Raw genomic sequence first — 22574 nt, 5'->3', positions numbered from 1 at the left:
GCATGACCTTCCGACCCGGCCCGCCGCCGCCCGCTCCGCCGCACCGGGGCAACGCCGCCGCTGCCGCACCGCTGACCGACGGCGAGTGGCACCGCATGCACCCGCTGACGCCGCTGCTCAAGGGCGGCATCTTCCTCATCGTGATCCTCGGCTACGTGCTGAACAGCCTGCGGGACCAGCTCGTCGAGTTCTTCATCCCCGGCGGTGGCCCGCAGGACGACGGCGACCCCGTGCGGTACGTCTACGAGCACGGCGTCGTCGGCTGGGTGCTGCTCGGCGTGGCTGTGCTGTTGCTGGTACTCCTTGCGTTGTTCACCCTCTCCTGGCGCATGCACGAGTTCCGGGTGACCGGCGAGATCGTCGAGGTCCGTTCGGGCGTGCTCTTCCGGACGAACCGCAAGGCCCGGCTGGACCGCATCCAGGGCATCAACATCTCGCGGCCGCTCATCCCGCGGATCTTCGGCACCGCCAAGCTCGAGATCGCCCAGGCCGGCAACGACGCGAACGTGCAGCTCGCCTACCTCGGGGTCACGGCTGCGGACGACCTGCGGCAGCGCATCCTCGTGCTCGCCTCCGGGGCGAAGGACGACGAGCGGCAGCACGACCCGGCCCGCGCGTCGAACGGCGTGCTGCAGGACCGAGTCGACGAGATCTTCTCGCCGGAACTCGACCCCGCCGCGGTCCGCGCGACGCGCATCGTGAAGGTGCACCCCGGCCGGCTCATCGCGTCGATGCTGCTCTCCGGCACGACGGTGTTCATCCTCGCCGCGGTCGCCGCGATGATCGTCAGCGTGGCGCTCACCGGCGAGTACGGGATCCTCTTCGGCCTGTTCCCCGCGGTGATCGGCGCCGGCGGGTACTACGTCCGGAAGTTCTCCCGCTCGCTGCAGTACACGATCGCCGAGACCCGCGACGGCATCCGGATCGGCTTCGGGCTCGTGTCCACCTCGAACGAGACCCTGCCGCCCGGCCGCATCCACGCCGTGAGCGTGGCGCAGCCGCTGCTCTGGCGGCCGTTCGGCTGGTGGGACGTCCGGATCAACCGTGCGACGAACGCCGGCAACGGGGCCTCGAACAACCAGCAGGTCTCGTCGATCGTCCTGCCGGTCGGCACCGCGCGCGACGTCCGCGAGGTCCTCGACATCATCCTCCCCGGCCTCGTCGGCACCGCCGTCGCCGGCCCCGCCGCCTCGCAGGAGCAGCTCCGCGAGGGCTCGGCCGAAGCCGTCGACGTCGTCGACGACAGCCTCACCACCACGGGCGACCGCGGCGGGTTCGTGCACTCCCCGCGCCGGGGCGCCTGGCTCCGCCCGTTCGCGTTCCGCCGCAACGGCTACCGCTTCGTCCCGGGCGCCGTCCTGCTCCGGCTCGGTGCCGTCTGGCGCTCGCTGGTCATCGTGCCGCTGCCGCGCGTGCAGAGCGTCAAGGTCTCGCAGGGGCCGCTCGAGCGTGCGCTGCGGCTCGCGTCGGTGCACGTGCAGACCGTGCAGGGCCCGGTCTCCGCGAGCATCGGTGCGCTGGACGCGCGGGACGCGCAGCAGCTGTGGTCGGACACCTCGGCCCGCGCGGTCGAGGCGGCTGCGGCCGACACCTCCCACCGGTGGCGCGAACGGGAGGCGCGGCTCGCCCCCGTCGCGCCGGCCGCGGCCCCGGAGTGGTCACCGTCGCCAGAGCGCGCAGCCGGCGGCGCCGAGCCGGTGCGGCCGACCGGCACCGTGCCTCCTGGATCGCCCTGGGGCGACACCCCGCCGCCGGGAGCCGCGCTGTGAGGGCGGGGCGGCTGGGAGTCGGCGTCCTCGGTGCCGGACGGGTCGGACCCGTCCTCGGAGCAGCGCTCGCGAACGCCGAGCACGCCGTCGTCGGTGTGACGGCCGTGTCCGAGGCCGGACGCGACCGCGCCGAGGCGATGCTCCCCGGCGCACCCGTCCTCGAGACCCCGGACCTCGTCGAGCGCAGCGAACTCGTGCTCCTCGCCGTGCCGGACGACCAGCTGGCCGACCTCGTGCAGGGACTCGCGGACGCAGGGATCTGGCAGCCGGGGCAGCTCGTCGTGCACACCAGCCCGGACCACGGCGTGGGCATCCTCGCACCGGCGATGGCCGCGGGGGCGATCCCGCTCGCGATCCACCCGGCGATGGCGTTCACGGGCACCAGCGTCGACCTCGTTCGGCTCCGTGACGCGTACTGCGCCGTGACCGCACCGTCGCCCGTGCTCCCCATCGCCCAGGCGCTCGTCGTCGAGATGGGTGCGGAGCCGTTCGTCGTCACCGAGCGGGACCGCCCCGCCTACGCCGACGCCGTCCGCGCCGCGGTGAGCTTCTCGACCGCGATCGTCGACCAGTCCGCCGGCACGCTGTCCGGCATCGGGGTCGAGTACCCGGGCCGGGTCCTCGGCGCACTGGTCCGCACGGCCGTCGACAACGCGCTCGCGGCGGCCGACGGGCAGGCGACGCTCTAGTCCGGCCGCGCTGTACGATTTCGGGGACCCCCACGACCATCGGAGCCGCACCAGCATGACCGACGAGACCGCACCCGCCACCGAGCCCTCCGCCGCCGAGATCGCCGCGGCGGAGACCAGCGAGCAGCGACAGGTCCGGCTCGACAAGCGGGCGAAGCTCCTCGAGTCGGGGATCGAGGCGTACCCGGCCGGCCTGCCGGTCACCACCACCATCCCCGCGGTCCGTGCGCAGTACGCGCACCTCGAGACCGGCGAGGAGACCCAGGACGTCGTCGGGATCGCCGGCCGCATCGTGTTCTCGCGCAACACCGGCAAGCTCTGCTTCGCGTCCCTGCAGTCCGGCGACGGCTCCCGCATCCAGGCGATGGTGTCCCTCGCCGAGGTGGGCGAGGAGTCGCTCGCGCGCTGGAAGGAGTTCGTCGACCTCGGCGACCACGTGTTCGTGCACGGCCGGGTGATCTCCTCGCGGCGGGGCGAGCTGTCGATCATGGTCGACGACTGGCAGATCGCGGCCAAGGCGATCCTGCCGCTGCCGAACCTCCACAACGAACTCAACGAGGAGACGCGGGTCCGCCAGCGCTACCTCGACCTCATCGTGCGCGAGGAGGCCCGGGCCACCGTCCGCGCCCGTGCCGCGGTGATGTCGTCGCTCCGGCAGACCTTCGCTGGTCACGACTACCTCGAGGTCGAGACCCCGATGCTGCAGACCCAGCACGGCGGTGCCTCGGCGCGCCCCTTCGTCACGCACTCGAACGCGTTCGACACCGAGCTGTACCTCCGCATCGCGCCGGAGCTCTTCCTCAAGCGCGCCGTCGTCGGCGGCATCGACCGGGTGTTCGAGGTGAACCGGAACTTCCGCAACGAGGGCGCCGACTCGACGCACTCGCCCGAGTTCGCGATGCTCGAGGCCTACCAGGCGTACGGCGACTACGAGCAGATGGCCGACCTGACCCAGGAGCTCGTGCAGAACGCCGCGCGTGCGGTGACCGGCGGCTCGCTCGAGGTCACCTGGGCGGACGGCACGACGTACGACCTCGGCGGCGAGTGGCCGCGCATCGACATGTACGGGTCGCTGTCCGAGGCGGCCGGGCGCGAGATCACCCCGGAGACGCCGTTGTCCGAGCTACGGGCGCTCGCCGATGCCGAGGGCGTCGAGGTCGCGCACGCCACGCACGGCAAGTACGTCGAAGAGCTCTGGGAGCACTTCGTCATCGACTCGCTCGACCGTCCGACGTTCGTGATGAACTTCCCGGTCGACACCTCGCCGCTGACCCGCGAGCACCGCAGCCGCCCGGGCATCGTCGAGAAGTGGGACCTCTACGTCCGTGGCTTCGAGCTGGCGACGGCGTACTCCGAGCTCGTCGACCCGGTCGTGCAGCGGGAGCGGTTCGTCGAGCAGGCGAAGCTCGCTGCGGGCGGCGACCTCGAGGCCATGCGCGTCGACGAGGAGTTCCTGCGGGCACTCGAGCACGCGATGCCGCCGTCGGGCGGCATGGGCATGGGCATCGACCGGCTCCTCATGGCCATCACGGGCCTGGGCATCCGCGAGACGATCCTGTTCCCGTTGGTGAAGTAGGACCCAGCTGGCGGCGCCGTGCCGGGGGTTAGGATGCTCGGGTGCCGCATGGAGTCGTGACCGGGATCATCTTCGCCCTGACGCCGACCGTCGTGGTCGGCCTCATCTTCTGGTTCGTGATGCGTGCCATCATGCGGGCCGACCGCACCGAGCGTGCCGCGTACGCCAAGGTCGAGGCCGAGGAGCGTGCCCGCTTCGAGCGTGAGCACGGCGTGCCGGCACCGGCGCCTGCCTCTGCGGAGTAACCCGCTCCCGATCAACAGGCCGCCCGCGGCCGACGTCACCAGGTGTTCACCGCGCGGTGCGACCCTGGCGTGCATGCGCGCGACCCCGGACGGCAGGGACTTCGAGCCCGAGCCCGACCCCGACCTCGCCGACCTCGATCCCGATGACGCCTTCGGGCACCCGGCGGTCGCGGATCCCGCTCGCGACGACACCGTGTGGCCCGACGGTGAGGGCGACGACGACGACATCGACGTCTGAGCGTCCGGACACCGTCACCGGCCGTTCACCCCGACGTCGTCTGCCGGGGTGAGCATCGTCCGCATGTCCATCACGCAGATCATCTCCGGTGGTGTCCTCGCGAACCGCGGGGGCGTCTTCACCGGCCGCAGCCTCGTCGGCGACATCGAGAGCGAGTACGACGAGTTCGACCGAGACGCCGACCTCGAGGTCTCGAAGCGTCGCGAGGGGTGGCTCGAGCCCTCCTGGTGACCCCCGCCCGTTCGGTTTTCGGGGTACGACGACCGGATCGCCACGATCCGGACCGCCGTACCCCTTTTTTGTGTCCACTGGACGCGGCGGCCCGGGGTACAGGATCGGAAACGAGCAAGAAACATCGATGCAACGCCGGAAACACGGCGAAATCCCCTTGATTCTCGACCATGCGGGGGACCAGACTGACGACAGGCTGTACCCCTCGGGGGACGGTATCCATGGTGAAGCACGGAGAAGCCTGAGAATCGATCCGATCGGTTTGTGGGGTACACCTCCGGAACGCTTTACTCGTGACACCCCCAACGAGGTCATCACCCGTCGAACGCAGGGAGTCATCATGACGATCGCAACCGCAGCACCCAAGACGACGACCACCGGCACCACCGCACGTCGCACCAAGAAGACGACCGCAGCGAAGGCTCCGGTCACCGCGGTCGAGACCACCACGCTCGACACCGAGGTCGAGGCCGACGAGCAGCTCGCGGGTGTCCGCGGCGCCTCGGTCGACCAGGTGGGTGACTACCTCCGCCACATCGGCCGCCTCTCGCTCCTCACCGCCGAGGAAGAAGCCGAGATCGCCCGCCGCATCGAGGTCGGCCTCTTCGCCGGGGAGAAGCTCGCCACCGAGAAGGGCCTCGCGAAGACCCTGCAGCGTGAACTGCGCTGGCTCGTCCGTGACGGTGAGCGCGCCAAGGAGCGCATGATCACCTCGAACCTCCGCCTCGTCGTGAGCATCGCCAAGCGCTACTCGCAGCGCGGCCTGCCCTTCATGGACGTCATCCAGGAAGGCAACCTCGGCCTGGTCCGCGCGGTCGAGAAGTTCGACTTCACGCAGGGCTACAAGTTCTCGACGTACGCCACCTGGTGGATCCGTCAGGCAATCTCCCGCGGTCTCGCCGACAAGGCCCGCACGATCCGCATCCCGGTCCACACGGTCGAGCTGATCAACAAGATCTCCCGCACCGAGCGCGACCTCACCGTCGACCTCGGCCGCGCGCCGATGCCGGACGAGGTCGCGGCCGAGCTGAGCATGAGCGTCGACGAGCTCGTCGACCTCAAGGGCCGCTCGCACGAGCCGGTGTCGATCCACACGGTCGTCGGCGACTCGGACGACAGCGAGCTCGGCGACTTCATCGAGGACGAGGACGCCGCGTCCCCGAACGAGCTGACCGAGACGACGCTGCTCCACCGCGACATCCGCTCGATCGTCGCCGAACTGCCGAGCGACGAGGCGAACGTGATCCGCATGCGCTACGGCCTCGACGACGACAAGCCGATGACGCTCGACGAGATCTCGAAGATCGTCCACACGACCCGCCAGGCGGTCAGCCGTGTGGAGTCCCGTGCCAAGCTGCGGCTCTTCGCCAAGGCGGTCTCGCAGGACATGCAGCTGTACCTGACCGACTAGGTCAGTGGACTTCGGCCGGCGCGTGAGTGTCGGCACGGGGAACCGGGTCGTTCTGTGGGAAGACGATCCGGTGGGGTGATGGGACGGCCCGCTCGCGCTTCGGCGTGAGCGGGCCATTCACGTTCCCGGAACCGAGCGGTGCGCCGGGCGCAGGGCGCGGTCCGCTACTCCTCGACCTCGCGCCCGAGCTTCTGGCGGAGGTCCTGGGGGATGAGCTCGATGAGCTGGTCCGGTCGCACGGGCAGGTCGAGCAGGCTGAGCTTCACGCGTCCGGTCCGCCCGTGGCGCTCGGCGTCGAGGCGGACCACGCTGCCGGCGTCCTTCCGCAGCCGCACGTCGATCTGCGCACCGGTGGCGACCTCGCCGACCACGAGTCCGTCGACCTCGAGCGCTGCGCTGCGGGTGCCCTCGGCGATGTCGAACCGGTAGCGCTCGCGAGCGGCGAGGACCACGGCACGGTCGATCCCGGCCATCGGTGCGACCGGGGTCACGACGGAGCCGGACAGCGCGGGGGAGAGGACGGGGCCGCCGGCGGCGTAGTTGTAGGCGGTGGACCCGGCCGGGGTCGCGGCGACGATGGCGTCCGCCCGGTAGTACCCGTACCCGAGCCCGCCGACGCTGAGGTCCGCGGACACCTGCCCGGCGCCCGGTCGTCGCACGATCGTGAGGTCGTTGAACGCGAGGTAGTCGGTGCGGGCTCCGCTCCAGAACAGCCGGGCCTCGAGGGCGTGGTGCGGTTCGAGCTGGTAGTCGCCGGCGGACAGTCGCTCGAGCGCGACCTCGAGCTCGGGCGGCTCGATCTCGACGAGGAAGCCCACGTTGCCGTAGTTGACCCCGAGCACCGGCACCGGACGCTTCGCCACGAGCCGCATGGCCCCGAGCATCGTGCCGTCCCCGCCGAGTGCGACGACGAGGTCGACCTCCTCCGTGAAGTCCTCGTCCCCGATCACGTCGACCCCGCCGCCGATGCGCTGGACGTCGGCACGGCGGGCGACGAGGCGTCCGCGGCCGGAGGCGTTCCAGCGCTGCAGGGTCGCGACGGACTCCTGCACGTTCTTGGTCGGGTGGACGACGAGTCCGACGACGGGCTGCTCCATGGTCGCGATCGTACCGACCGCGCCCGGGATCTCCTCTGGTGAACCGATCACACATGAGATATTCTGCATGTATGCAGATCGCCACGCTCTCCGTCGCCCTGCCCACACTCCGGCGCGGACGCGAGATCGTGCTCCTCGCGGAACAGGAGTCATTGGAGACCGGGTTCGGCTTCCTCGACGCCGAGCACCTCCTCGTCGCCGCGGTCACGCTCTGCAGCGGGATGCCCCGCTTCCTCGACGTCCTCGACGCGCACGGCGTCACGCCGGACCGCGTCCGCACCGCCAGCAGTGCCTTCGTCGGAGCCGGGGCACCCGGGCCGGTCTCGCCCGACCGTGTCACGTGCACATCGGCCGCGGCGCGGGTGCTGGCCCGTGCCGCACAGCTCGCCGGCCCGGCGGAACGCGTTCGACCGCACCACGTGCTGCTCGCGGTGCTCGACGGCATCGACGATCCGTTCACGGGGGCCGCGCACGACGTCCTCGACGGTCTCGGTGTCGACCCGCGCCGCTTCCGCCGCGCCCTGCGTCGGGCCGCACGACGCGCCTGACGCGCCCCGCGCCCGCCCCGCGCCCCGCGCCCGCCCGGCGCTGACCCGCGGCCCGCGCCGACCCGACACCCGGCGCGACCCGCCGCGCGACCCCCGTGAGCACCACCGGGCGCAGGCTCCGGGGCGGACCCGCGCCGCGCCTCCCGACCGTCCCCTGTTCACCGGACGCAACGAGGTCACGCCCACGGCGAACAGGGGCAGACCACCCGGGGTGCGCTGGTTACTCTCGATGTACGTCACCGGACTTCCACGAGCCCGGCAAGGGAGAGCACATGTTCGAGAGATTCACCGACCGAGCCCGTCGTGTTGTCGTCCTCGCTCAAGAAGAAGCGAAGATGCTCAACCACAACTACATCGGCACCGAGCACATCCTCCTCGGCCTCATCCACGAGGGCGAGGGCGTCGCCGCCAAGGCGCTGGAGTCGCTCGGCATCTCGCTCGATGCCGTCCGCGAGCAGGTCCAGGACATCATCGGGCAGGGCCAGCAGCAGCCGACCGGGCACATCCCGTTCACGCCGCGCGCCAAGAAGGTGCTCGAGCTGTCCCTGCGCGAGGCGCTGCAGCTCGGCCACAACTACATCGGCACCGAGCACATCCTCCTCGGCCTCATCCGCGAGGGCGAGGGCGTCGCCGCCCAGGTGCTCGTCAAGCTCGGCGCGGACCTCAACCGCGTCCGTCAGCAGGTCATCCAGCTCCTGTCCGGCTACCAGGGCAAGGAAGCGGTCGCCGTCGGCGGCGAGCAGCAGCAGAACGCCCAGCAGGGTTCGCAGGTCCTCGACCAGTTCGGTCGGAACCTCACCCAGGCGGCGCGCGACGGCAAGCTCGACCCGGTCATCGGCCGCGAGAAGGAGATGGAGCGGGTCATGCAGATCCTCTCCCGCCGCTCCAAGAACAACCCCGTCCTGATCGGTGAGCCCGGCGTCGGCAAGACCGCCGTCGTCGAGGGCCTCGCCCAGGCGATCGTCAAGGGCGACGTGCCCGAGACGCTGAAGGACAAGCAGCTCTACTCGCTCGACCTCGGGTCGCTCATCGCCGGGTCCCGCTACCGCGGTGACTTCGAGGAGCGCCTCAAGAAGGTCACGAAGGAGATCCGCACCCGCGGCGACATCATCGTCTTCATCGACGAGATCCACACCCTCGTGGGTGCCGGCGCTGCCGAGGGCGCGATCGACGCCGCTTCCATCCTCAAGCCGCTGCTCGCGCGCGGTGAGCTCCAGACCATCGGTGCCACCACGCTCGACGAGTACCGCAAGCACTTCGAGAAGGACGCCGCACTCGAGCGTCGCTTCCAGCCGGTGCAGGTCAACGAGCCGTCGCTGCCCCACGCGATCAACATCCTCAAGGGCCTCCGCGACAAGTACGAGGCGTTCCACAAGGTGTCCATCACCGACGGCGCGATCGTCGCCGCGGCGAACCTCGCGGACCGCTACGTGCAGGACCGCTTCCTGCCGGACAAGGCGATCGACCTGATCGACGAGGCCGGTGCACGTCTCCGCCTGTCGATCCTGTCGGCGCCGCCGGAGCTCCGCGAGTTCGACGAGAAGATCTCGGCGGTCCGCGGGCAGAAGGAAGCCGCGATCGAGGAGCAGGACTTCGAGAAGGCCGCTTCGCTCCGTGACGAGGAGAAGAAGCTCCTCGGCGAGCGTCTCCGCCTCGAGAAGCAGTGGCGTGCGGGTGACGTCGCCGCGTCCGGCACCGTCGACGAGGGCATCATCGCCGAGGTCCTGGCGCAGGCCACGGGCATCCCGGTGTTCAAGCTCACCGAAGAGGAGACCTCGCGGCTCGTCTTCATGGAGAAGGCACTGCACGAGCGCGTCATCGGTCAGGAAGAGGCCATCTCGGCCCTCTCCAAGACCATCCGCCGCACCCGCGCCGGCCTGAAGGACCCGAACCGTCCCTCCGGCTCGTTCATCTTCGCCGGCCCCACGGGCGTCGGGAAGACCGAGCTCGCCAAGGCGCTCGCCGAGTTCCTCTTCGACGACGAGGGTGCGCTGATCTCCCTCGACATGTCGGAGTTCGGCGAGAAGCACACCGTCTCGCGACTCTTCGGTGCCCCTCCCGGGTTCGTCGGGTTCGAGGAGGGCGGCCAGCTCACCGAGAAGGTGCGCCGCAAGCCGTTCTCCGTGGTCCTCTTCGACGAGATCGAGAAGGCCCACCCGGACATCTTCAACTCGCTGCTGCAGGTCCTCGAAGAGGGTCGTCTGACCGATGGTCAGGGCCGCGTGGTCGACTTCAAGAACACCGTCATCATCATGACCACGAACCTCGGTTCGCAGGGCATCGCCGGTGGCCCGGTGGGCTTCCAGGTCGAGGGTGACTCCGGTGTCGGCTACGACCGCATGCGCTCGAAGGTGAACGAGGAGCTCAAGAAGCACTTCAAGCCCGAGTTCCTCAACCGTGTCGACGACACGATCGTGTTCCCGCAGCTCTCGCAGCCCGAGCTGCTGCAGATCGTGGACCTCTTCGTGAAGCGCCTGGCGGACCGTCTGCTCGACCGCGACATGACGGTGGAACTCACGCTCGCCGCCAAGGAGCAGCTCATCAAGGTCGGGTTCGACCCGGCACTCGGTGCCCGCCCGCTCCGCCGCGCGATGCAGCACGAGGTCGAGGACCAGCTGTCCGAGCACATCCTGCAGGGTGAGCTCACGGCCGGCGACCACGTGAAGGTCGACTTCACCGGTGGCGAGTTCCAGTTCGAGACCGGGCGTCAGCCCGGTCGCGAGGAAGTCCTCGCCGGGGCGGCCGCCGTCGAGGCGACGGACACGCCGCAGGGCGAGATCGAGTCCTAGGACCCGGTCACGGACATGACGGGAGGCGCGGTGCCAGCTGGCACCGCGCCTCCCGTCACGTCGTGGGTGCGGTCACCCCTGGTGGTCGCGCCCGCGGTGCTTCTCGCGCTTCTCGTGTCGCTCGTGCACGCCGGGCTGCTCGCTCTCGGCCGTGCCGTCCGAGTCGCCGCTCAGTCCGTCCGCCAGGCCGTTGGTCTGGTCGAAGGGACGTCCGAGTGACTCGTCGTTGAGATCTGCCACGGAGCGGTGACGCTCGTGGGGTTCGGGTTGATCGTCCATGCGCCGGACGCTCCGCGCGGCGCGATGTCGCCCGACCCAGACCCGGGACGGTTCGCGCGTCGCGGTACCACGGGCCCCCGTCCGGGGGTACGGTGGTGATTGCGCGCGAGGGGTTCCCCCCAACACCTCGCACGCAGCGCTCGACCGGTTCCCCCCAACAGGTCGAGACGCGCCGGCCCCGGTCTGTTCGCAGACCGGGGCCGTTGCACGTCGCCGGGGCGCTCGGCCCGCGTCTCGCGTCGCGCGTCTCGCCTCTCGCGTCTCGCGTCTCGCGGCTCGCGTCAGAGGGTGGCCGCGAAGTCCCCGACGGCCTGCTCCCAGCGTTCCGGGTCCTCGTTCCACTCGAGCGTGTGCGGCGCGGTCCGGAACGCGACCGCCCGGGTCCCCGGACGCGCGGTCTGCGCGGCGACGTCGGCCTCGGCGACGAGGGCGTCGGCCGCCGAGTGCACGAGCAGGGTCGGGGTCACCGACGCCTGCCACGCGGTCGTCCGGACGGGAGCAGCGGCGCCGGCCAGCCGTGACAGCACGGCGGTGGTCGCGATCCGTGCCGCGACCGTGCCGACGAACGCGGGGAGGTGGGCGCCGGACACCGCACCGCGGAGCGCCGAGGGCACGCTGAGCAGCGGCGAGATCCCGACGAGGCCGTCGACCTCGACCCGGGAGGCGGCGACCGAGCACGCGAGCGCCCCCGCCGACCAGCCCTGCAGCACGACCCGGGTGGCCCCTCGGCCCCGGGCTGCCCGGACCGCCGTCACGATGCGGTCGACCGCGCCGGGGGCGAGCGAGCGGAGCGGGAGGTCGGTCGTGTCGACGAGCTCGGACGTCGCGCCGAGGGCACGCCAGACCGGGATGCCCCGGAGGACCTGCCGCGGCCCGAGCGACTGCCCGTGCACGTGGACGACGTGCGTGGGCTCGTCACCGGGGACGTCGGTCGGCTCGTCGCCGAGGACGTCGGTCGGTTCGTCGCCGGGGACGTCCGCGAGGTCGTCGTACAGCAGCGCGTCCCAGCCCCACTCGCCGACGGCTGCCGTGCCGTCCGTGCGCCGCCGGACCGTGTCCGCGTCGACGTCGAGCACGTCCCGCACGCGGACGTCCTGGCCGTCGCGGGTGATTCGGTACGTCCCGGGCAGGCGGGTGTCGCGGGTGGCCACGAACTCGGCCTCGGTCGGGGTGGCGGCGCGCACGGTGGCGGTCGCCGAGTACGGCGTGGGGAAGAGCAGCCGGCGTGCGACGAACGCGCTCAGCCCGAGCGTCCCGACCGCACCCGCCGCGGTCCCGAGTGCGGCGATGCGTCCACCGGTCATGTGGTCTCCTCCAGTCGTGCGGTGGTGAGTGGCGCGGCGGCCGGGACGTCCTGCCCGGCCTCGCGCGCGCGGTCCTCGACCTCGACGGACAGCCGGTGCAGTCGGCTCCGCCACTGGCGACGCTGCCAGGCGATCGTGAAGTACAGCCCTCGGTTGCCGGACGCGCCCTCGAGTCGCCGCAGCTCGGGCTCCAGCGTCCGGAAGCGGACCCGGGCGGCCCGCCAGTCGCGGAACTCGCGGGCGGCGTCGGGCAGCACCCCGCCGGCGGCACCCACGGCGAGCAGGACCATCGAGGTGAGGAAGACCGGGGCGTAGACGGTCCCGAGCACCCGGACCGCAGCGTCCAGGCCGAGCACGTGCACCGCGTCGAGCGCGACCGCGATGGCCGCGAGCAGGACCATCGCCGCGGCGCCGACGACGAACAGCCAGTACATGCGCCCGAGGCCGTCGCCCTCGCGGAAGCCGCGGAGGACGGCCAGTGCGGACCGGGTGATCACGACGGCGATGTACGTCATCTCGACCGCTGAGTAGAGCGCCGTGGGCAGCTGGGCGCCGTACTCGACCATGAACTGCGAGGTGGGCACGGGGGCGTCGATCAGCACGAACAGCACGACGAGGGCGACGAGCACCAGTGCGACCCCGACGAGCCGACTCGGTCGGAGCAGTCGCGCGGACCGGGCGGCGGCCTCGACCGACTGCGCGAGGGCGAACAGGCCGCACACCATCAGGCAGCGGCCGAGCAGGTCGGCGACGTTCGGTGTGCGGGTCAGCCCGCCGAGGAACGTCACGACGTCGGGCTGGTTGATGCTCAGCCCGACGGCGACGAACGCGCAGCAGACCATGAGCCAGGTGACGCTCGCCGACTGGGTCCGGACGAGCCAGAGCCGGACGACGAGGACGGCCAGGATCAGCCAGACCGGGAGGGATCCCCAGACGTGCAGCGTCACCGGAAGATCCCGCGCGGCGCGGTGTCGGGGTCGAGCAGCCCGATCCGCAGGGCGAGCTGGTCGGCCACGAGCTCGACCGCCTGCTCGTGCGGGGTGTCGAGCGACCGGGTGAACGCCGTCCGTCCGGTGAGCAGCCCCGTGTACGCCTCGTGGTCGCAGCCGGGGTCGGCGAGGAACACGTGCGCGAGCTCGTGCAGCACGCAGGCCATCCGGGAGCGCTCGGACAGGTCGGGGCGCGTCTCGAGCAGGGCGTGGTCGGCGCGCTGGATGAGCCGGGCGGAGAGGTCACCGGGCAGTGCGGTCGTGCGGAGCCGGATCGGCTTGCCGAGGGCGGACTCGGCGCGGACGAGCAGCTCCGGCAGCGTCAGTCGCCGGGGGAGTCCGAGTCGCTGCACGCTGCGCCGGGCCTCGGCCTGCTGGCGGCGGGCACCGATCCGGTCGGCGAACGCGCTCACGGCGTCGACCCGGAGTCGTCGAGCCGCCGGACGTGCTCGGTGAAGTCGCGGATCTCGGCCGCGGAGGCGAACTCCCCGAGCCGCCGGGTGGCGAACGCCACGACCTCGCGCTTGCGGAGTTCGAGGACGAGTTCGAGCTGGGCCTGCACCCGCTCCGGGACGTCCGTGTTGCCCGCGGCGTCGGTGAGGTACTCGGACGGCACACCGAAGTAGCCGGCAAGCGCGACGAGCAGACGCTGGTCACGGACGGCCGGTCCGTTGCCCCCGAGCATGTAGCCCCACCGCGGTCGGCTCATCGAGGCGCCCTGCGCCTCGATCTCCGCCGCGATCTCCTTGTAGGAGGGGCGCTGCCCGGAATTGGCCTCGACGACGTCCATCAGGAGCTGCAGCTTGCGTGAGAGCTCGCGTCGGTGTGCGTCGTCGTCGGTGTACTCGATCATGTCTCCCCGCCCTGTACATCTGTCTCAGACATGGTAAAACTGAACCAGCGCGTCGGCCAGCGACACCCACTCTGCCAGGCGCGTGCCCGTTCGTCAGGTCGGCATTTCGTGGGGGGATGCCGAACAGGCGGGTTGCGCCGTGCGGTGGTCGCGAGCCGACGACGGACGGGGGGCGCGGTGCCAGCTGGCACTGCGCCTCCCGTCCCGACCGTGGTCGCGTCTCGTGCGTCGGCCTGATCAGGCCTGCACGTCGCCCCGCCACCCGGTGTCGGTGGGCGCCGACTCGACGCGCTCCTTGTAGTTCTGCAGGTCCTTCTTGATGGCGTGACCGCCGACGCCGACCGCTGCGCCGAGCTTCTCGAGGAAGCCGGAGGGCTCCCAGTCGATCTGCGCGGTGACGCGGGTCTCGTCGTCGGACAGCTTGTGGAAGGTGACGACGCCGGCGTGGTCGGTCTCGCCGTCCTTGACCGTCCACGCGACCCGCTCGTCGGGGTGCTGCTCGGTGATCAGGGCACGGAACTCGCGCTCCTGGCCGGCGACCTTCACGGTCCAGTCGGTGGTCTTGTCGTCGACCTGGACGATCTTCTCGACCTCGTCGAGGAACTCGGGGAACTCCTCGAAGCGGGTCCACTGGCCGTAGGCAGCTGCGACGGGGACGTTCACGTCGACGGTTTCGATGATCTGAGGCATGACCCGGACGGTAGGCGGCCACGGCTGGGCGCCGTACAGGGGCGTGTCCCCCGGGGCGCACTAGTGTGAGGGAGATGACTGAGCACGGGAAGCACGCGTTCCACGAACGGGACGAGCACGGCATCCTGGTGCGCCCGGCCCTGGCGTCGGACGTCCCGCACATCCAGCGGCTCATCTCGCCCTACGTCGACCGGCGGATCCTGCTCGGCAAGGAGAACGTCGCGCTCTACGGTTCGATCCAGCAGTTCCGGATCGCCGAAGGCCCCGACGGCGTCCCGATCGGGTGCGGCGCGCTCGCCGTGTTCTGGGACGACATCGCCGAGGTGCGCACGCTCGCCCTCGACGCCGACTGGATCCACAAGCGCGTCGGCCACCGCATGCTCGAGGCGCTCGAGCACGACGCCCGCGAACTCGGCGTCGCCCGCATCTTCTGCCTGACGTTCGAGGTGGACTTCTTCACGAAGCACGGGTACCTCGAGATCGGCGAGAGCGTCGTCTCGCCCGAGGTGTACGCCGAACTCGTCCGCTCGTCGGACGAAGGGGTCGCGGAGTTCCTCGACCTCGCACGGGTGAAGCCGAACACGCTCGGCAACACCCGCATGCTGAAGATCCTCTGACGCTTTCGCCTGCCCTCCGGCGGGGTTCCCTCGTCGGGCTCGCGCCGTTGTCTACCCTGTGCGCATGTCGTCGTTCCGTCACCCCGTCGGGCCCGAGAAGCCGGGCGTCTACTGGCGCCGTCGTGCGATGGTCATCGGGGTGCTGCTGCTGATCGTGGTCGTCGTCGTGCTGATCGTGGTCGGGCGTGGTGGGGCGTCTGCTGACCCGGGTTCTTCTCCCTCTTCCGCCTCCGCATCGTCTGCCGGGCCGTCGTCGTCGCCGCGTGCCACGCCCTCTGCAGCCGCTTCGCCCTCAGGGTCGGCCTTGTCGTCGGCCTCGTCTTCGGCGTCGGCGTCGGCGTCGGCCAAGGACGGGTCGACGTGTGCGAAGGAACAGATCGAGCTCACGCCCGTCGTCGACAAGACCTCGTACGGCCCCACCGAGGACCCGAAGATCGCCATGTCGATCAAGAACACCGGGTCGAACTCGTGCCACATGGACCTCGGGTCGTCCCAGCAGGTCCTCACGATCTCGTCCGGCGAGGAGCAGTACTGGTCGTCGAAGGACTGCCAGACCGGTGGGACCAACCAGGACGTCACGATCAAGGCCGGGCAGACCCTGACCACGCCGGCGATCGCCTGGGACCGGACGCGATCGTCGACGTCGACGTGCGACTCGTCACGGCCGTCGGTCACCGGTGGGGGTGCGAGCTACCACCTGGAGGTGGCGGTGGGGAACATCGAGTCGAAGGCGTCGGTGCAGTTCATCCTCGGGTAGTCCGGTGGTGCTCACCCTGCTACGGTGAAGGCAAGTGGATTGGGAATGCCCGATCGGCGTCACACCCCCGGATCTCCGGGGGTTTTCGCTTGTCCGGGGGAGACCTCGAGGCCACGGTCCTCGGTGCTGTAACCGTGTCGTGGAACGGGAACGGGCCCGTCGTCACGAGGACGACGGGCCCGTTCGGGCTGGAGGAGATCAGCCGATGACGGAGATGTTCTCCGCCTGCGGGCCCTTGCGACCCTCGGTGATGTCGAACTCCACCTTCTGGTTCTCCTCGAGCGACTTGTAGCCGTTGCCAGCGATCGCGGAGAAGTGAGCGAAGACGTCAGCGGAGCCGTCGTCCGGGGCGATGAAGCCGAAGCCCTTTTCGTTGTTGAACCACTTGACGGTGCCGGTCGATGCCATGATGGCGTTCCTTACTTTCTTGCCAGTCGACATCTGCAGTCGACTGCCTTGCGATGCGGTATTCGCTACCGCCGATCCACCGACGGATGTCGTCAGATCGATGCGTCCTGCGGGCATGGGGCCGGTAGAACGGGTTCGGGGCCAGGCGGCCGGGGAAGGCCAGTGACCGATGGCGCTCGAGGTGCTGTGCACCGGAAGAACGATGGACTCCCGCCGAAGCGGTTGGTACCAATCTACAGTCTTGTGGCCACAAGGGAAGAGCCGAAGTCGCCGAACGTCGATGAATCTGGTGGACTGGGTCCCGATGGCAGACAAGGAACAGCGTTTCCGGAGCGAACAGCTCGAGGCGGCGCTCGAGAAGCAGGACGTCGCGGCGGTGGCCTTCGCGCTCCGTAACGACATCGTGATCGTCCCCCGGCTCGTCACCGGCAAGAAGGACATGCAGGTGCGGGTGTTCGGGCGTGAGGGCTCGGACAAGCGCATCCTGCTGCTGTTCTCGTCGGCGGACGCGTACACGGCGATGGTGCCGGACGAGAAGGTCCGGCAGGTGATGGTCTACGACGGGCCGCGGCTCGAGGAGTTCATCGCCGCGCACCTGGACTCGCTCGAGGGCGTCTTCTTCGACATCGCGGGCCCGCACACGATGCAGGCGACGCCCGAGGACCTGCTGGCGGCGCTCCGGGCCTGACTCGCGCTTACGTGTGCGTCGTTCGGCGGCGTGTCGCACCGCGGGCTCTGCCGTGATCGGTGCTGCCGTGATCGGTCAGAACGCTCGATCGAGTTCGCGCTCCCGCTCGTTCGCGGCCAGGGAGAACGCGACCCGCAGTGCTTCGCGGAGGTGCTGAGCGTCCGCGCCGAGCACGGTCGTGAAGCCAAGGCGTGCGGCTTCGCTCGCGCGCTGCTTCGTTCCGGTTGTCGGACGGATCTCGCCCGCGAGGCTGATCTCGCCGACGGCCGCCAACGTGTGCGGGTACGGGCGGTCGCGGGCGGCACTCGCGAGGGCCAGTGCGATGGCGAGGTCCGCGCCGGGCTCGGTGAGCTTCATGCCGCCCACCGTGGAGACGTAGACGTCGGCATCCGACAGCTTCAGGCCGGCGCGACGTTCGAGCACCGCGAGCAGCATCGCCACGCGGGAGGAGTCGACGCCGTTCACGACCCGGCGCGGCTGCGGCGCCGAGCTCGGGACGACGAGCGCCTGCACCTCGACCGGGAGTGCTCGGCGACCCTCGAGCGCGACGGTCACGCACGTACCGGACACCGGCGCGCCGTTCTTCGACATGAAGAGGCCACTGGGGTCGGGGACCTCGTGGATGCCGTCGCCGGCCATGTCGAAGCAGCCGACCTCGTCCGTGGGGCCGAAGCGGTTCTTGAGCGCGCGGACGAACCGGAGTGCAGTCTGACGGTCGCCCTCGAAGTGGCACACGACGTCGACGAGGTGTTCGAGCAGGCGGGGTCCGGCGATCGTGCCGTCCTTCGTCACGTGCCCGACGATGAGGACCGGGAGCGCCCGGTCCTTCGCGACGCGGATCAGCGTGGAGGCGACCTCGCGCACCTGCGACGTGCCACCGGCGATGCCGTCGATCGAGCTCGACGAGATGGTCTGCACCGAGTCGGCGATGAGGAGATCCGGCTTGACCTGGTCGATCTGGCCGAGGATGACGCCGAGGTCGACCTCGCTTGCCAGGTAGAGGTCGTCGTGCATCGCCCCGGTGCGTTCGGCGCGGAGCCGGACCTGGTCGACGGATTCCTCGGCACTGACGTAGAGCACGCGCTTGCCGGTCGCTGCCGCTCGTGAAGCGACCTCGAGCAGGAGCGTGGACTTGCCGACGCCGGGCTCGCCGGACAGCAGGACCGCCGCACCCGGGACCACTCCGCCGCCGAGGACGCGGTCGAACTCGCCGATGCCGGTCTGCCAGCGCTGGGCCGTCGTTCCGCGGGATTCGGTGATGGGCCGTGCCACGCGGTTGCCCGTGACCGCCACCGAGCTGGTGCCACGGACGCTGGCGGTGGCCGCGGTGGAGTCCTCGACCGTGCCCCAGGACTGGCACTCACCGCAGCGGCCGACCCACTTGATGCTGGTCCAGCCGCACTCGGTGCAGCGGTAGAGGGACTGAGCGCGCGCCATGATCGCCAGGCTAGGCGGTGCCGCCGACATCACCCGCGCGGTCGTCCGGACCGTCGGCGCGCGTGTCGGGTCCGGCGTCGGGCAGGGTGACCGATCCGGTCATGCGCTGCCGAAGGCGGTCGATGCGACCGGGACGTTCGGCGTGGTCGAGAGCCTCGGCACCCTCGGTGTCCTGCTCGGCCCGGGCGGTCGCCACCGCTCCGGCTCCGGCACCGAGGTCCTCGGCTTCGCGGGCGGACAGGTAGTGCCGGATCGCGGCGACGACGTCGACCCGAGCATCGACCGCGGGTTCGAACGCGCTCGCCCAGATCTCGTACCCGCGGTCGTTCGGGTGGAACAGGTCGCCGTAGCTGTTGAAGAACGTCCGGCGCAGACCGACCCGCTTGGTGATGGTGTGCAGCGGCGCGACCGTGAGCCCGAGCTCCTCGGCCACGCGGTGCACGATCTCGTTCGCCACGGCGACCTTGCGCTCACGGTCGGGGACGAACATGCACGGCAGCTCGGCGACGATCGCGTGCGACGGCACTGCGCCGTAGATGTCGCGGATGTTCCGCTCGAACTTGTCGGGGTGGAAGTCGGCGATGTCGTTCGCGCCGATCGACACGGTGCAGATGTCGGGCGTGTAGTTGCGGAGCTTCGGCAGTTGGTCCTTCCGTGCGCCCCAGGTCGTCGAGCCGGACACGCTGAGGTTCACGACGCGGACCGACGACCGGGAGCGGTGTCGGATCCGGCGGGCGAGCAGTCCTACGTACCCGCGGTGGGGTTCGCTCGCACCGACCCCCTGCGCTGCCGAGTCACCGATCGCGAGGTACGTGATCTGTCCTTCGTGCTGCAAACGCTCCCGCCACCAGTCGGCGTGCACAGGCAGCAGCTCTCCGACTCGACGGGCGGCGGCGCGCTGGCCGCGGACGCCGGCCCGTGCGCCGAAGGCAGCGCCGCCCAGGACGGTGAGGCCACCGACGACCGACGACAGCAGTGCGATGAGCGTGCGAGATCTCATGCGGTGGACGTTACGCGGACTTCTTCGGGACGCGATCCGTCCGGACCGAGTCGTGGACGGGCGTCCGGGACCGGCCACCTGTGGAGGGGGAGTCGACGCGCGGTGGTGCGTGGCGCCTCCTGGATCGTGTAAACTCTTTCCCGGTACCGTGTCCGAGCGGCCGAAGGATCATGTCTCGAAAACATGTGTGGGGGCAACTCCACCGTGGGTTCAAATCCCACCGGTACCGCCACAGGGTCGATTGCGTATCTGAATCCAACGAAGGAGCCCCCGGCGCGAGCCGGGGGGCTCCTTCGTTGGAGGCGCTGACACCCACGAACGACGACGACCTCCCCTTGCCCATAGGGCGCGGGGAGGTCGTCGTCGTTGGTAGTAGTCGGAGTCCTAGTCTTCGAACGTCTTGACGTACGTCTCGCGGCGAATGTAGTTCCGCTTGTACGTCGACAGGCCTTCGCGGTCGCGTCGCCGGATGACCTTCTTCGGGATTGCTGCAGGTTCGGTTGACTCCTGAGAGCTACGGGCGTTGGCTCCTGCTGGAAGGATGTGCGCCGTGGTGAAGGCGTATCTGGAAGAGTTCCGCCGTGATGTGATCGCGGTCGCCCGGAAGGGTGAGACGTCGGTGCGGCAGGTCGCGAAAGGACTTCGGTGTCCGATTCCTGTCTCGCTCGCTGGTCGCGGCTCGCGGACCGCAACGACGGCATCAATGTTGTAGCTGCGCCGTCGGCGAAAGCGGTCGAGCAGGCTTAGCTGCGGGACGCGCAGAGAGGGATCCGGCTGCTCGAGCAGGAGAATGAGATCCTCCGCCGGGCAGCGGCCCACTTCACCCAGTCTCAGCTCCCAAAGTGATCTACCCGCTGGTCCTCGAACTCGCCGCAGACCGGATCCCGGTTGCGGTGGCCTGCCGGGTGTTGGGGTTCCCGATGCAGGCGTTCTATCGATGGCGTGCCAGTCCCGTGTCGAGCCGTGTTCGGGATGACGCTCATCTGACCAACGCCGCTGTCGACGCCCATCGCGACGGCCCGACATTTGGGTACGGATTCAGCGCTGACGACCTGAGAGCTGCAGGCGATCGCGCACCGGAACGGCGGGTGTGGCGGTTGTGCTCGCAGCAGCGGCTCTGGTCACTGCATGTGAAGAAGCGCGGCCTGAATCGCAAGGCCGGCCCTCCTATGCACGACGACCGGGTCCCACGGGCGTTCACGGCACCTGATCTCGACAAGTTATGGCTGACTGACATCACGAGCATCCGACCGGCGAAGGCAAGCTCTACCTCTGCGCCGTGAGAGACGCGTGCTCGCGCCGCATCGTCGGCTATTCGATCAGCAACCGGATTCGATCCTGCAAATGGCGGTGCGGCGCCGGAACCCAGTCGGGACGGTCGTGCACTCAGAACGGGGCAGCCCGGTCCGGTCGAAGAACTTCGTCCGCGCGCTGAGCGCCGCGGGCCTGGTCGGATCGATGGGCCGCGTCGGCGCATGCGCGGACAACGCGGCGATGGAATCGTCCTTCGCCCTGCTGTAGAAGAGCGTCCTGAACCGGAAACGCTGGGCGAGTCGGGAAGAGCTCCGACTGGCGATCGTCACCTGGATCGAGGGCACCTACCACCGGAAACGGCGCCAGCGCGGTCTCGGCAAGTTGACCCCGATTGAGTACGAGACGATCATCAACCCACAGGTCGCACTCGCGGCCTAAACGAACGAGCCAACCGAGCCTGCAGCAGTCCCGCCCGACTTGCCTGACAGTGCGGTCGCCCTCTGGCGACCGCACTGCATCAGCGATAGGCGGACGGCGCGGACGCGGTGTTTCCGGCACGTCTGCACGGCCGCGGCCTCACCGAACGACGATGGTTAGCTGGTGCGCGCGGTTCCTATCGCTCGTCCCAATGGCGGCGGAGACGGTCTTCCATATCGTTTTTGAGAGTCCGCATGAGACTGAGGAGGCGCTGTCCTTCCGCGTCCAGGGTCCCGTCGCGGAGCCGCTGATCCAGCGGTTCCGTTCGCGCCTGAACTGCTTCAACACAGAGGCTCCCGGCGATGTCGAAGCCGTTCGCGAATACTTGTTTGTCGCGGCGCGCGACGACCTCGTCCCGAACTTCTCGAAGGTGGTCCGTAAAACGGGCCATGGGAACTCCTCGTCCAATGGGCATGAACACTACGAGCATTAGCTTATGGGTCCCAGTGGGCGCCGTGTCACTCGTTCGATGCGCGGTGAGCGCGGCAAAACCGGTGGACCGCCCGGTGCAGGTGACGTGTTGTGACGCCGTCGCGGCGTGAGCGGTAAGCGGCGCCGTGCTGATTAGTCGCTGCCACACCCCCTTCTGCCCACATTCGCCGCATGGTGCATGACGTCTTCGAGGATCGCGCCGGACCGCGGGGGAGCGTCGACCGAGGCAACGTTCGGCGCACAGGGCGAGCAAATCCGGCACGTACCCATCGCCGTCCTCCGTCGAGGGCTGCAGGCGAGGGCGCGGCGGCCAATAGACTGCGGTGACGTCGCGGCGCGAGCGATGGGCGGCAAACAATGCTGCTGGTGTTGGGAGGAAACAGCCGAGGACACTCCGTGCACACCATGCTGCTCGCGGTTGAGCTTCGACGTTACCGACAGCGCCGGTTGCTCCTCATTCGTGACTACTACGCCCTGAGGAGTCACCGCCGAACGACGCAAAGCCAGGGGCTCAACTGAGACAAGGTGGCAACGCGCCGCTCACGTCAGGACCACCTTGCGACGCAGACGGCTGGAACGCCGAAGCCAGTGTCGTTGGCTCGGCACCGGCCCGGCTCCGGCATCGGGTTATCTGTCCGGTGGGCTGCCGCCGGGGAACGGGATACATTGCACCGTCAACCAGGCGCGTCGTCCGGCTTTGTCGGAACACCCGCACATCCCGACAGCTGACGACCGCCGCACTACTCACTCACAGCAGGGTTGCAGTTCAACCGCTCCGAGAGTGTGTCCTCGACCG

The 22574-nt window shown here is 69.8% G+C and carries 24 protein-coding genes, 1 tRNA gene and 1 pseudogene; 15 read left to right on the top strand and 11 right to left on the bottom strand.

Going from position 1 to position 22574, the window contains the following annotated elements; all coding sequences use genetic code 11:
- Positions 1-2 precede the first annotated feature (2 nt).
- The 7 genes from ACEN8D_RS10710 (at position 3) to ACEN8D_RS10680 (ending at position 6159) form a co-directional block, all read left to right on the top strand.
- Positions 3-1769 (top strand): PH domain-containing protein, encoded by a 1767-nt coding sequence (locus ACEN8D_RS10710; RefSeq protein WP_495601005.1) that lies wholly within the window; start codon positions 3-5, stop codon positions 1767-1769.
- Positions 1766-2458 (top strand): Rossmann-like and DUF2520 domain-containing protein, encoded by a 693-nt coding sequence (locus ACEN8D_RS10705; RefSeq protein WP_309889683.1) that lies wholly within the window; start codon positions 1766-1768, stop codon positions 2456-2458. The genes ACEN8D_RS10710 and ACEN8D_RS10705 overlap by 4 nt, the downstream gene beginning before the upstream one ends.
- A 55-nt stretch (positions 2459-2513) precedes the next feature.
- Positions 2514-4034: a lysine--tRNA ligase gene (gene lysS, locus ACEN8D_RS10700; protein ID WP_070417320.1), complete on the top strand. Its 1521-nt coding sequence runs from the start codon at positions 2514-2516 to the stop codon at positions 4032-4034.
- Positions 4035-4075: 41 nt separating this feature from the next.
- Positions 4076-4279 (top strand): hypothetical protein, encoded by a 204-nt coding sequence (locus tag ACEN8D_RS10695; RefSeq protein ID WP_031262806.1) that lies wholly within the window; start codon positions 4076-4078, stop codon positions 4277-4279.
- Between the two features lie 73 nt (positions 4280-4352).
- Entirely contained in the window at positions 4353-4517 is a 165-nt protein-coding gene (locus ACEN8D_RS10690; protein ID WP_413399102.1) for a hypothetical protein, read from the top strand.
- 63 nt (positions 4518-4580) lie between these two features.
- On the top strand, positions 4581-4748 hold the full coding sequence (locus tag ACEN8D_RS10685) for a hypothetical protein (protein ID WP_156794796.1): 168 nt from the start codon (positions 4581-4583) through the stop codon (positions 4746-4748).
- A gap of 340 nt (positions 4749-5088) precedes the next feature.
- Complete coding sequence (locus ACEN8D_RS10680; protein WP_070417318.1) at positions 5089-6159, top strand: sigma-70 family RNA polymerase sigma factor; 1071 nt, start codon at positions 5089-5091, stop codon at positions 6157-6159.
- Between the two features lie 164 nt (positions 6160-6323).
- Here ACEN8D_RS10680 and ACEN8D_RS10675 read toward each other — a convergent pair whose 3' ends face one another.
- Positions 6324-7256, bottom strand: a complete 933-nt coding sequence (locus ACEN8D_RS10675; RefSeq protein ID WP_070417317.1) for an NAD(+)/NADH kinase — start codon at positions 7254-7256, stop codon at positions 6324-6326.
- A gap of 71 nt (positions 7257-7327) precedes the next feature.
- On the opposite strand from ACEN8D_RS10675, the gene ACEN8D_RS10670 reads away from it, so the two are divergent.
- Both ACEN8D_RS10670 and ACEN8D_RS10665 read left to right on the top strand, forming a co-directional pair.
- A complete protein-coding gene (locus ACEN8D_RS10670) occupies positions 7328-7804 on the top strand; it encodes a Clp protease N-terminal domain-containing protein (RefSeq protein WP_413399101.1) in 477 nt (158 codons plus the stop codon).
- 272 nt (positions 7805-8076) lie between these two features.
- Positions 8077-10593, top strand: a complete 2517-nt coding sequence (locus tag ACEN8D_RS10665) for an ATP-dependent Clp protease ATP-binding subunit (RefSeq protein WP_070417315.1) — start codon at positions 8077-8079, stop codon at positions 10591-10593.
- A gap of 72 nt (positions 10594-10665) precedes the next feature.
- Here the strand turns inward: ACEN8D_RS10665 and ACEN8D_RS10660 are convergent, their stop codons facing one another.
- From ACEN8D_RS10660 to ACEN8D_RS10635, 6 genes are all read right to left on the bottom strand, one after another.
- The gene (locus tag ACEN8D_RS10660) at positions 10666-10833 is read right to left on the bottom strand and encodes a hypothetical protein (protein ID WP_413399786.1); all 168 of its coding nucleotides are present in this window, start codon (positions 10831-10833) and stop codon (positions 10666-10668) included.
- A gap of 320 nt (positions 10834-11153) precedes the next feature.
- Positions 11154-12176, bottom strand: a complete 1023-nt coding sequence (locus ACEN8D_RS10655; protein ID WP_413399787.1) for an alpha/beta hydrolase family protein — start codon at positions 12174-12176, stop codon at positions 11154-11156.
- A complete protein-coding gene (locus ACEN8D_RS10650) occupies positions 12173-13123 on the bottom strand; it encodes a hypothetical protein (RefSeq protein ID WP_413399788.1) in 951 nt (316 codons plus the stop codon). The genes ACEN8D_RS10655 and ACEN8D_RS10650 overlap by 4 nt, the downstream gene beginning before the upstream one ends.
- The gene (locus ACEN8D_RS10645; protein WP_413399789.1) at positions 13120-13578 is read right to left on the bottom strand and encodes a hypothetical protein; all 459 of its coding nucleotides are present in this window, start codon (positions 13576-13578) and stop codon (positions 13120-13122) included. Before ACEN8D_RS10645 ends, ACEN8D_RS10650 begins: the two co-directional genes overlap by 4 nt.
- Entirely contained in the window at positions 13575-14018 is a 444-nt protein-coding gene (locus ACEN8D_RS10640; RefSeq protein WP_413399790.1) for a hypothetical protein, read from the bottom strand. The genes ACEN8D_RS10645 and ACEN8D_RS10640 overlap by 4 nt, the downstream gene beginning before the upstream one ends.
- Before the next feature lie 237 nt (positions 14019-14255).
- On the bottom strand, positions 14256-14708 hold the full coding sequence (locus ACEN8D_RS10635) for an SRPBCC family protein (protein ID WP_070417310.1): 453 nt from the start codon (positions 14706-14708) through the stop codon (positions 14256-14258).
- 74 nt (positions 14709-14782) lie between these two features.
- Here ACEN8D_RS10635 and ACEN8D_RS10630 point away from each other — a divergent pair, with 74 nt between their 5' ends.
- Positions 14783-15325, top strand: a complete 543-nt coding sequence (locus tag ACEN8D_RS10630) for an amino-acid N-acetyltransferase (RefSeq protein ID WP_070417309.1) — start codon at positions 14783-14785, stop codon at positions 15323-15325.
- Positions 15326-15433: 108 nt separating this feature from the next.
- Here ACEN8D_RS10630 and ACEN8D_RS10625 read toward each other — a convergent pair whose 3' ends face one another.
- Positions 15434-15781 (bottom strand): hypothetical protein, encoded by a 348-nt coding sequence (locus ACEN8D_RS10625; protein ID WP_495601004.1) that lies wholly within the window; start codon positions 15779-15781, stop codon positions 15434-15436.
- Between ACEN8D_RS10625 and ACEN8D_RS10620 the strand changes: the two genes are divergently transcribed.
- Positions 15765-16082, top strand: coding sequence for a hypothetical protein (locus ACEN8D_RS10620; RefSeq protein ID WP_139199321.1), 318 nt, complete (start codon positions 15765-15767; stop codon positions 16080-16082). The genes ACEN8D_RS10625 and ACEN8D_RS10620 overlap by 17 nt on opposite strands.
- Before the next feature lie 198 nt (positions 16083-16280).
- On the opposite strand, the gene cspE is transcribed toward ACEN8D_RS10620, so the two are convergent.
- Complete coding sequence (gene cspE, locus ACEN8D_RS10615; protein WP_022907629.1) at positions 16281-16490, bottom strand: transcription antiterminator/RNA stability regulator CspE; 210 nt, start codon at positions 16488-16490, stop codon at positions 16281-16283.
- 304 nt (positions 16491-16794) lie between these two features.
- Here cspE and ACEN8D_RS10610 point away from each other — a divergent pair, with 304 nt between their 5' ends.
- Positions 16795-17178 carry an SseB family protein gene (locus ACEN8D_RS10610; protein WP_071296496.1) on the top strand — a complete coding sequence of 128 codons (384 nt, stop codon included), beginning with the start codon at positions 16795-16797 and terminating at the stop codon, positions 17176-17178.
- A 75-nt stretch (positions 17179-17253) separates the two neighbouring features.
- Here the strand turns inward: ACEN8D_RS10610 and radA are convergent, their stop codons facing one another.
- On the bottom strand, positions 17254-18615 hold the full coding sequence (gene radA, locus ACEN8D_RS10605; RefSeq protein ID WP_413398348.1) for a DNA repair protein RadA: 1362 nt from the start codon (positions 18613-18615) through the stop codon (positions 17254-17256).
- Between the two features lie 10 nt (positions 18616-18625).
- Complete coding sequence (locus ACEN8D_RS10600) at positions 18626-19615, bottom strand: SGNH/GDSL hydrolase family protein (RefSeq protein WP_413398349.1); 990 nt, start codon at positions 19613-19615, stop codon at positions 18626-18628.
- A 142-nt stretch (positions 19616-19757) separates the two neighbouring features.
- On the opposite strand from ACEN8D_RS10600, the gene ACEN8D_RS10595 reads away from it, so the two are divergent.
- The 3 genes and pseudogenes from ACEN8D_RS10595 (at position 19758) to ACEN8D_RS10585 (ending at position 21779) form a co-directional block, all read left to right on the top strand.
- Positions 19758-19847: transfer RNA gene (locus ACEN8D_RS10595), tRNA-Ser, on the top strand.
- 318 nt (positions 19848-20165) lie between these two features.
- Positions 20166-21307: pseudogene (locus ACEN8D_RS10590) on the top strand (IS3 family transposase).
- 190 nt (positions 21308-21497) lie between these two features.
- Entirely contained in the window at positions 21498-21779 is a 282-nt protein-coding gene (locus ACEN8D_RS10585; RefSeq protein ID WP_413398350.1) for a hypothetical protein, read from the top strand.
- The last annotated feature ends 795 nt before the right edge of the window (positions 21780-22574 follow it).

Source organism: Curtobacterium sp. Curtsp22 (assembly GCF_059492135.1).
This window is presented reverse-complemented; position numbering and strand designations above follow the sequence as displayed.

Coding starts and splice junctions, on each gene's coding strand:
- ACEN8D_RS10630 (WP_070417309.1), top strand. CDS start 14,783: ATGACTGAGCACGGGAAGCACGCGTTCCACGAACGGGACGAGCACGGC.
- ACEN8D_RS10710 (WP_495601005.1), top strand. CDS start 3: ATGACCTTCCGACCCGGCCCGCCGCCGCCCGCTCCGCCGCACCGGGGC.
- ACEN8D_RS10610 (WP_071296496.1), top strand. CDS start 16,795: ATGGCAGACAAGGAACAGCGTTTCCGGAGCGAACAGCTCGAGGCGGCG.
- ACEN8D_RS10585 (WP_413398350.1), top strand. CDS start 21,498: ATGGCGGCGGAGACGGTCTTCCATATCGTTTTTGAGAGTCCGCATGAG.
- lysS (WP_070417320.1), top strand. CDS start 2,514: ATGACCGACGAGACCGCACCCGCCACCGAGCCCTCCGCCGCCGAGATC.
- ACEN8D_RS10680 (WP_070417318.1), top strand. CDS start 5,089: ATGACGATCGCAACCGCAGCACCCAAGACGACGACCACCGGCACCACC.
- ACEN8D_RS10600 (WP_413398349.1), bottom strand. CDS start 19,615: ATGAGATCTCGCACGCTCATCGCACTGCTGTCGTCGGTCGTCGGTGGC.
- ACEN8D_RS10640 (WP_413399790.1), bottom strand. CDS start 14,018: ATGATCGAGTACACCGACGACGACGCACACCGACGCGAGCTCTCACGC.
- ACEN8D_RS10690 (WP_413399102.1), top strand. CDS start 4,353: ATGCGCGCGACCCCGGACGGCAGGGACTTCGAGCCCGAGCCCGACCCC.
- cspE (WP_022907629.1), bottom strand. CDS start 16,490: ATGGCATCGACCGGCACCGTCAAGTGGTTCAACAACGAAAAGGGCTTC.
- ACEN8D_RS10665 (WP_070417315.1), top strand. CDS start 8,077: ATGTTCGAGAGATTCACCGACCGAGCCCGTCGTGTTGTCGTCCTCGCT.
- ACEN8D_RS10670 (WP_413399101.1), top strand. CDS start 7,328: ATGCAGATCGCCACGCTCTCCGTCGCCCTGCCCACACTCCGGCGCGGA.
- ACEN8D_RS10655 (WP_413399787.1), bottom strand. CDS start 12,176: ATGACCGGTGGACGCATCGCCGCACTCGGGACCGCGGCGGGTGCGGTC.
- ACEN8D_RS10620 (WP_139199321.1), top strand. CDS start 15,765: ATGTCGATCAAGAACACCGGGTCGAACTCGTGCCACATGGACCTCGGG.
- radA (WP_413398348.1), bottom strand. CDS start 18,615: ATGGCGCGCGCTCAGTCCCTCTACCGCTGCACCGAGTGCGGCTGGACC.
- ACEN8D_RS10675 (WP_070417317.1), bottom strand. CDS start 7,256: ATGGAGCAGCCCGTCGTCGGACTCGTCGTCCACCCGACCAAGAACGTG.
- ACEN8D_RS10635 (WP_070417310.1), bottom strand. CDS start 14,708: ATGCCTCAGATCATCGAAACCGTCGACGTGAACGTCCCCGTCGCAGCT.
- ACEN8D_RS10685 (WP_156794796.1), top strand. CDS start 4,581: ATGTCCATCACGCAGATCATCTCCGGTGGTGTCCTCGCGAACCGCGGG.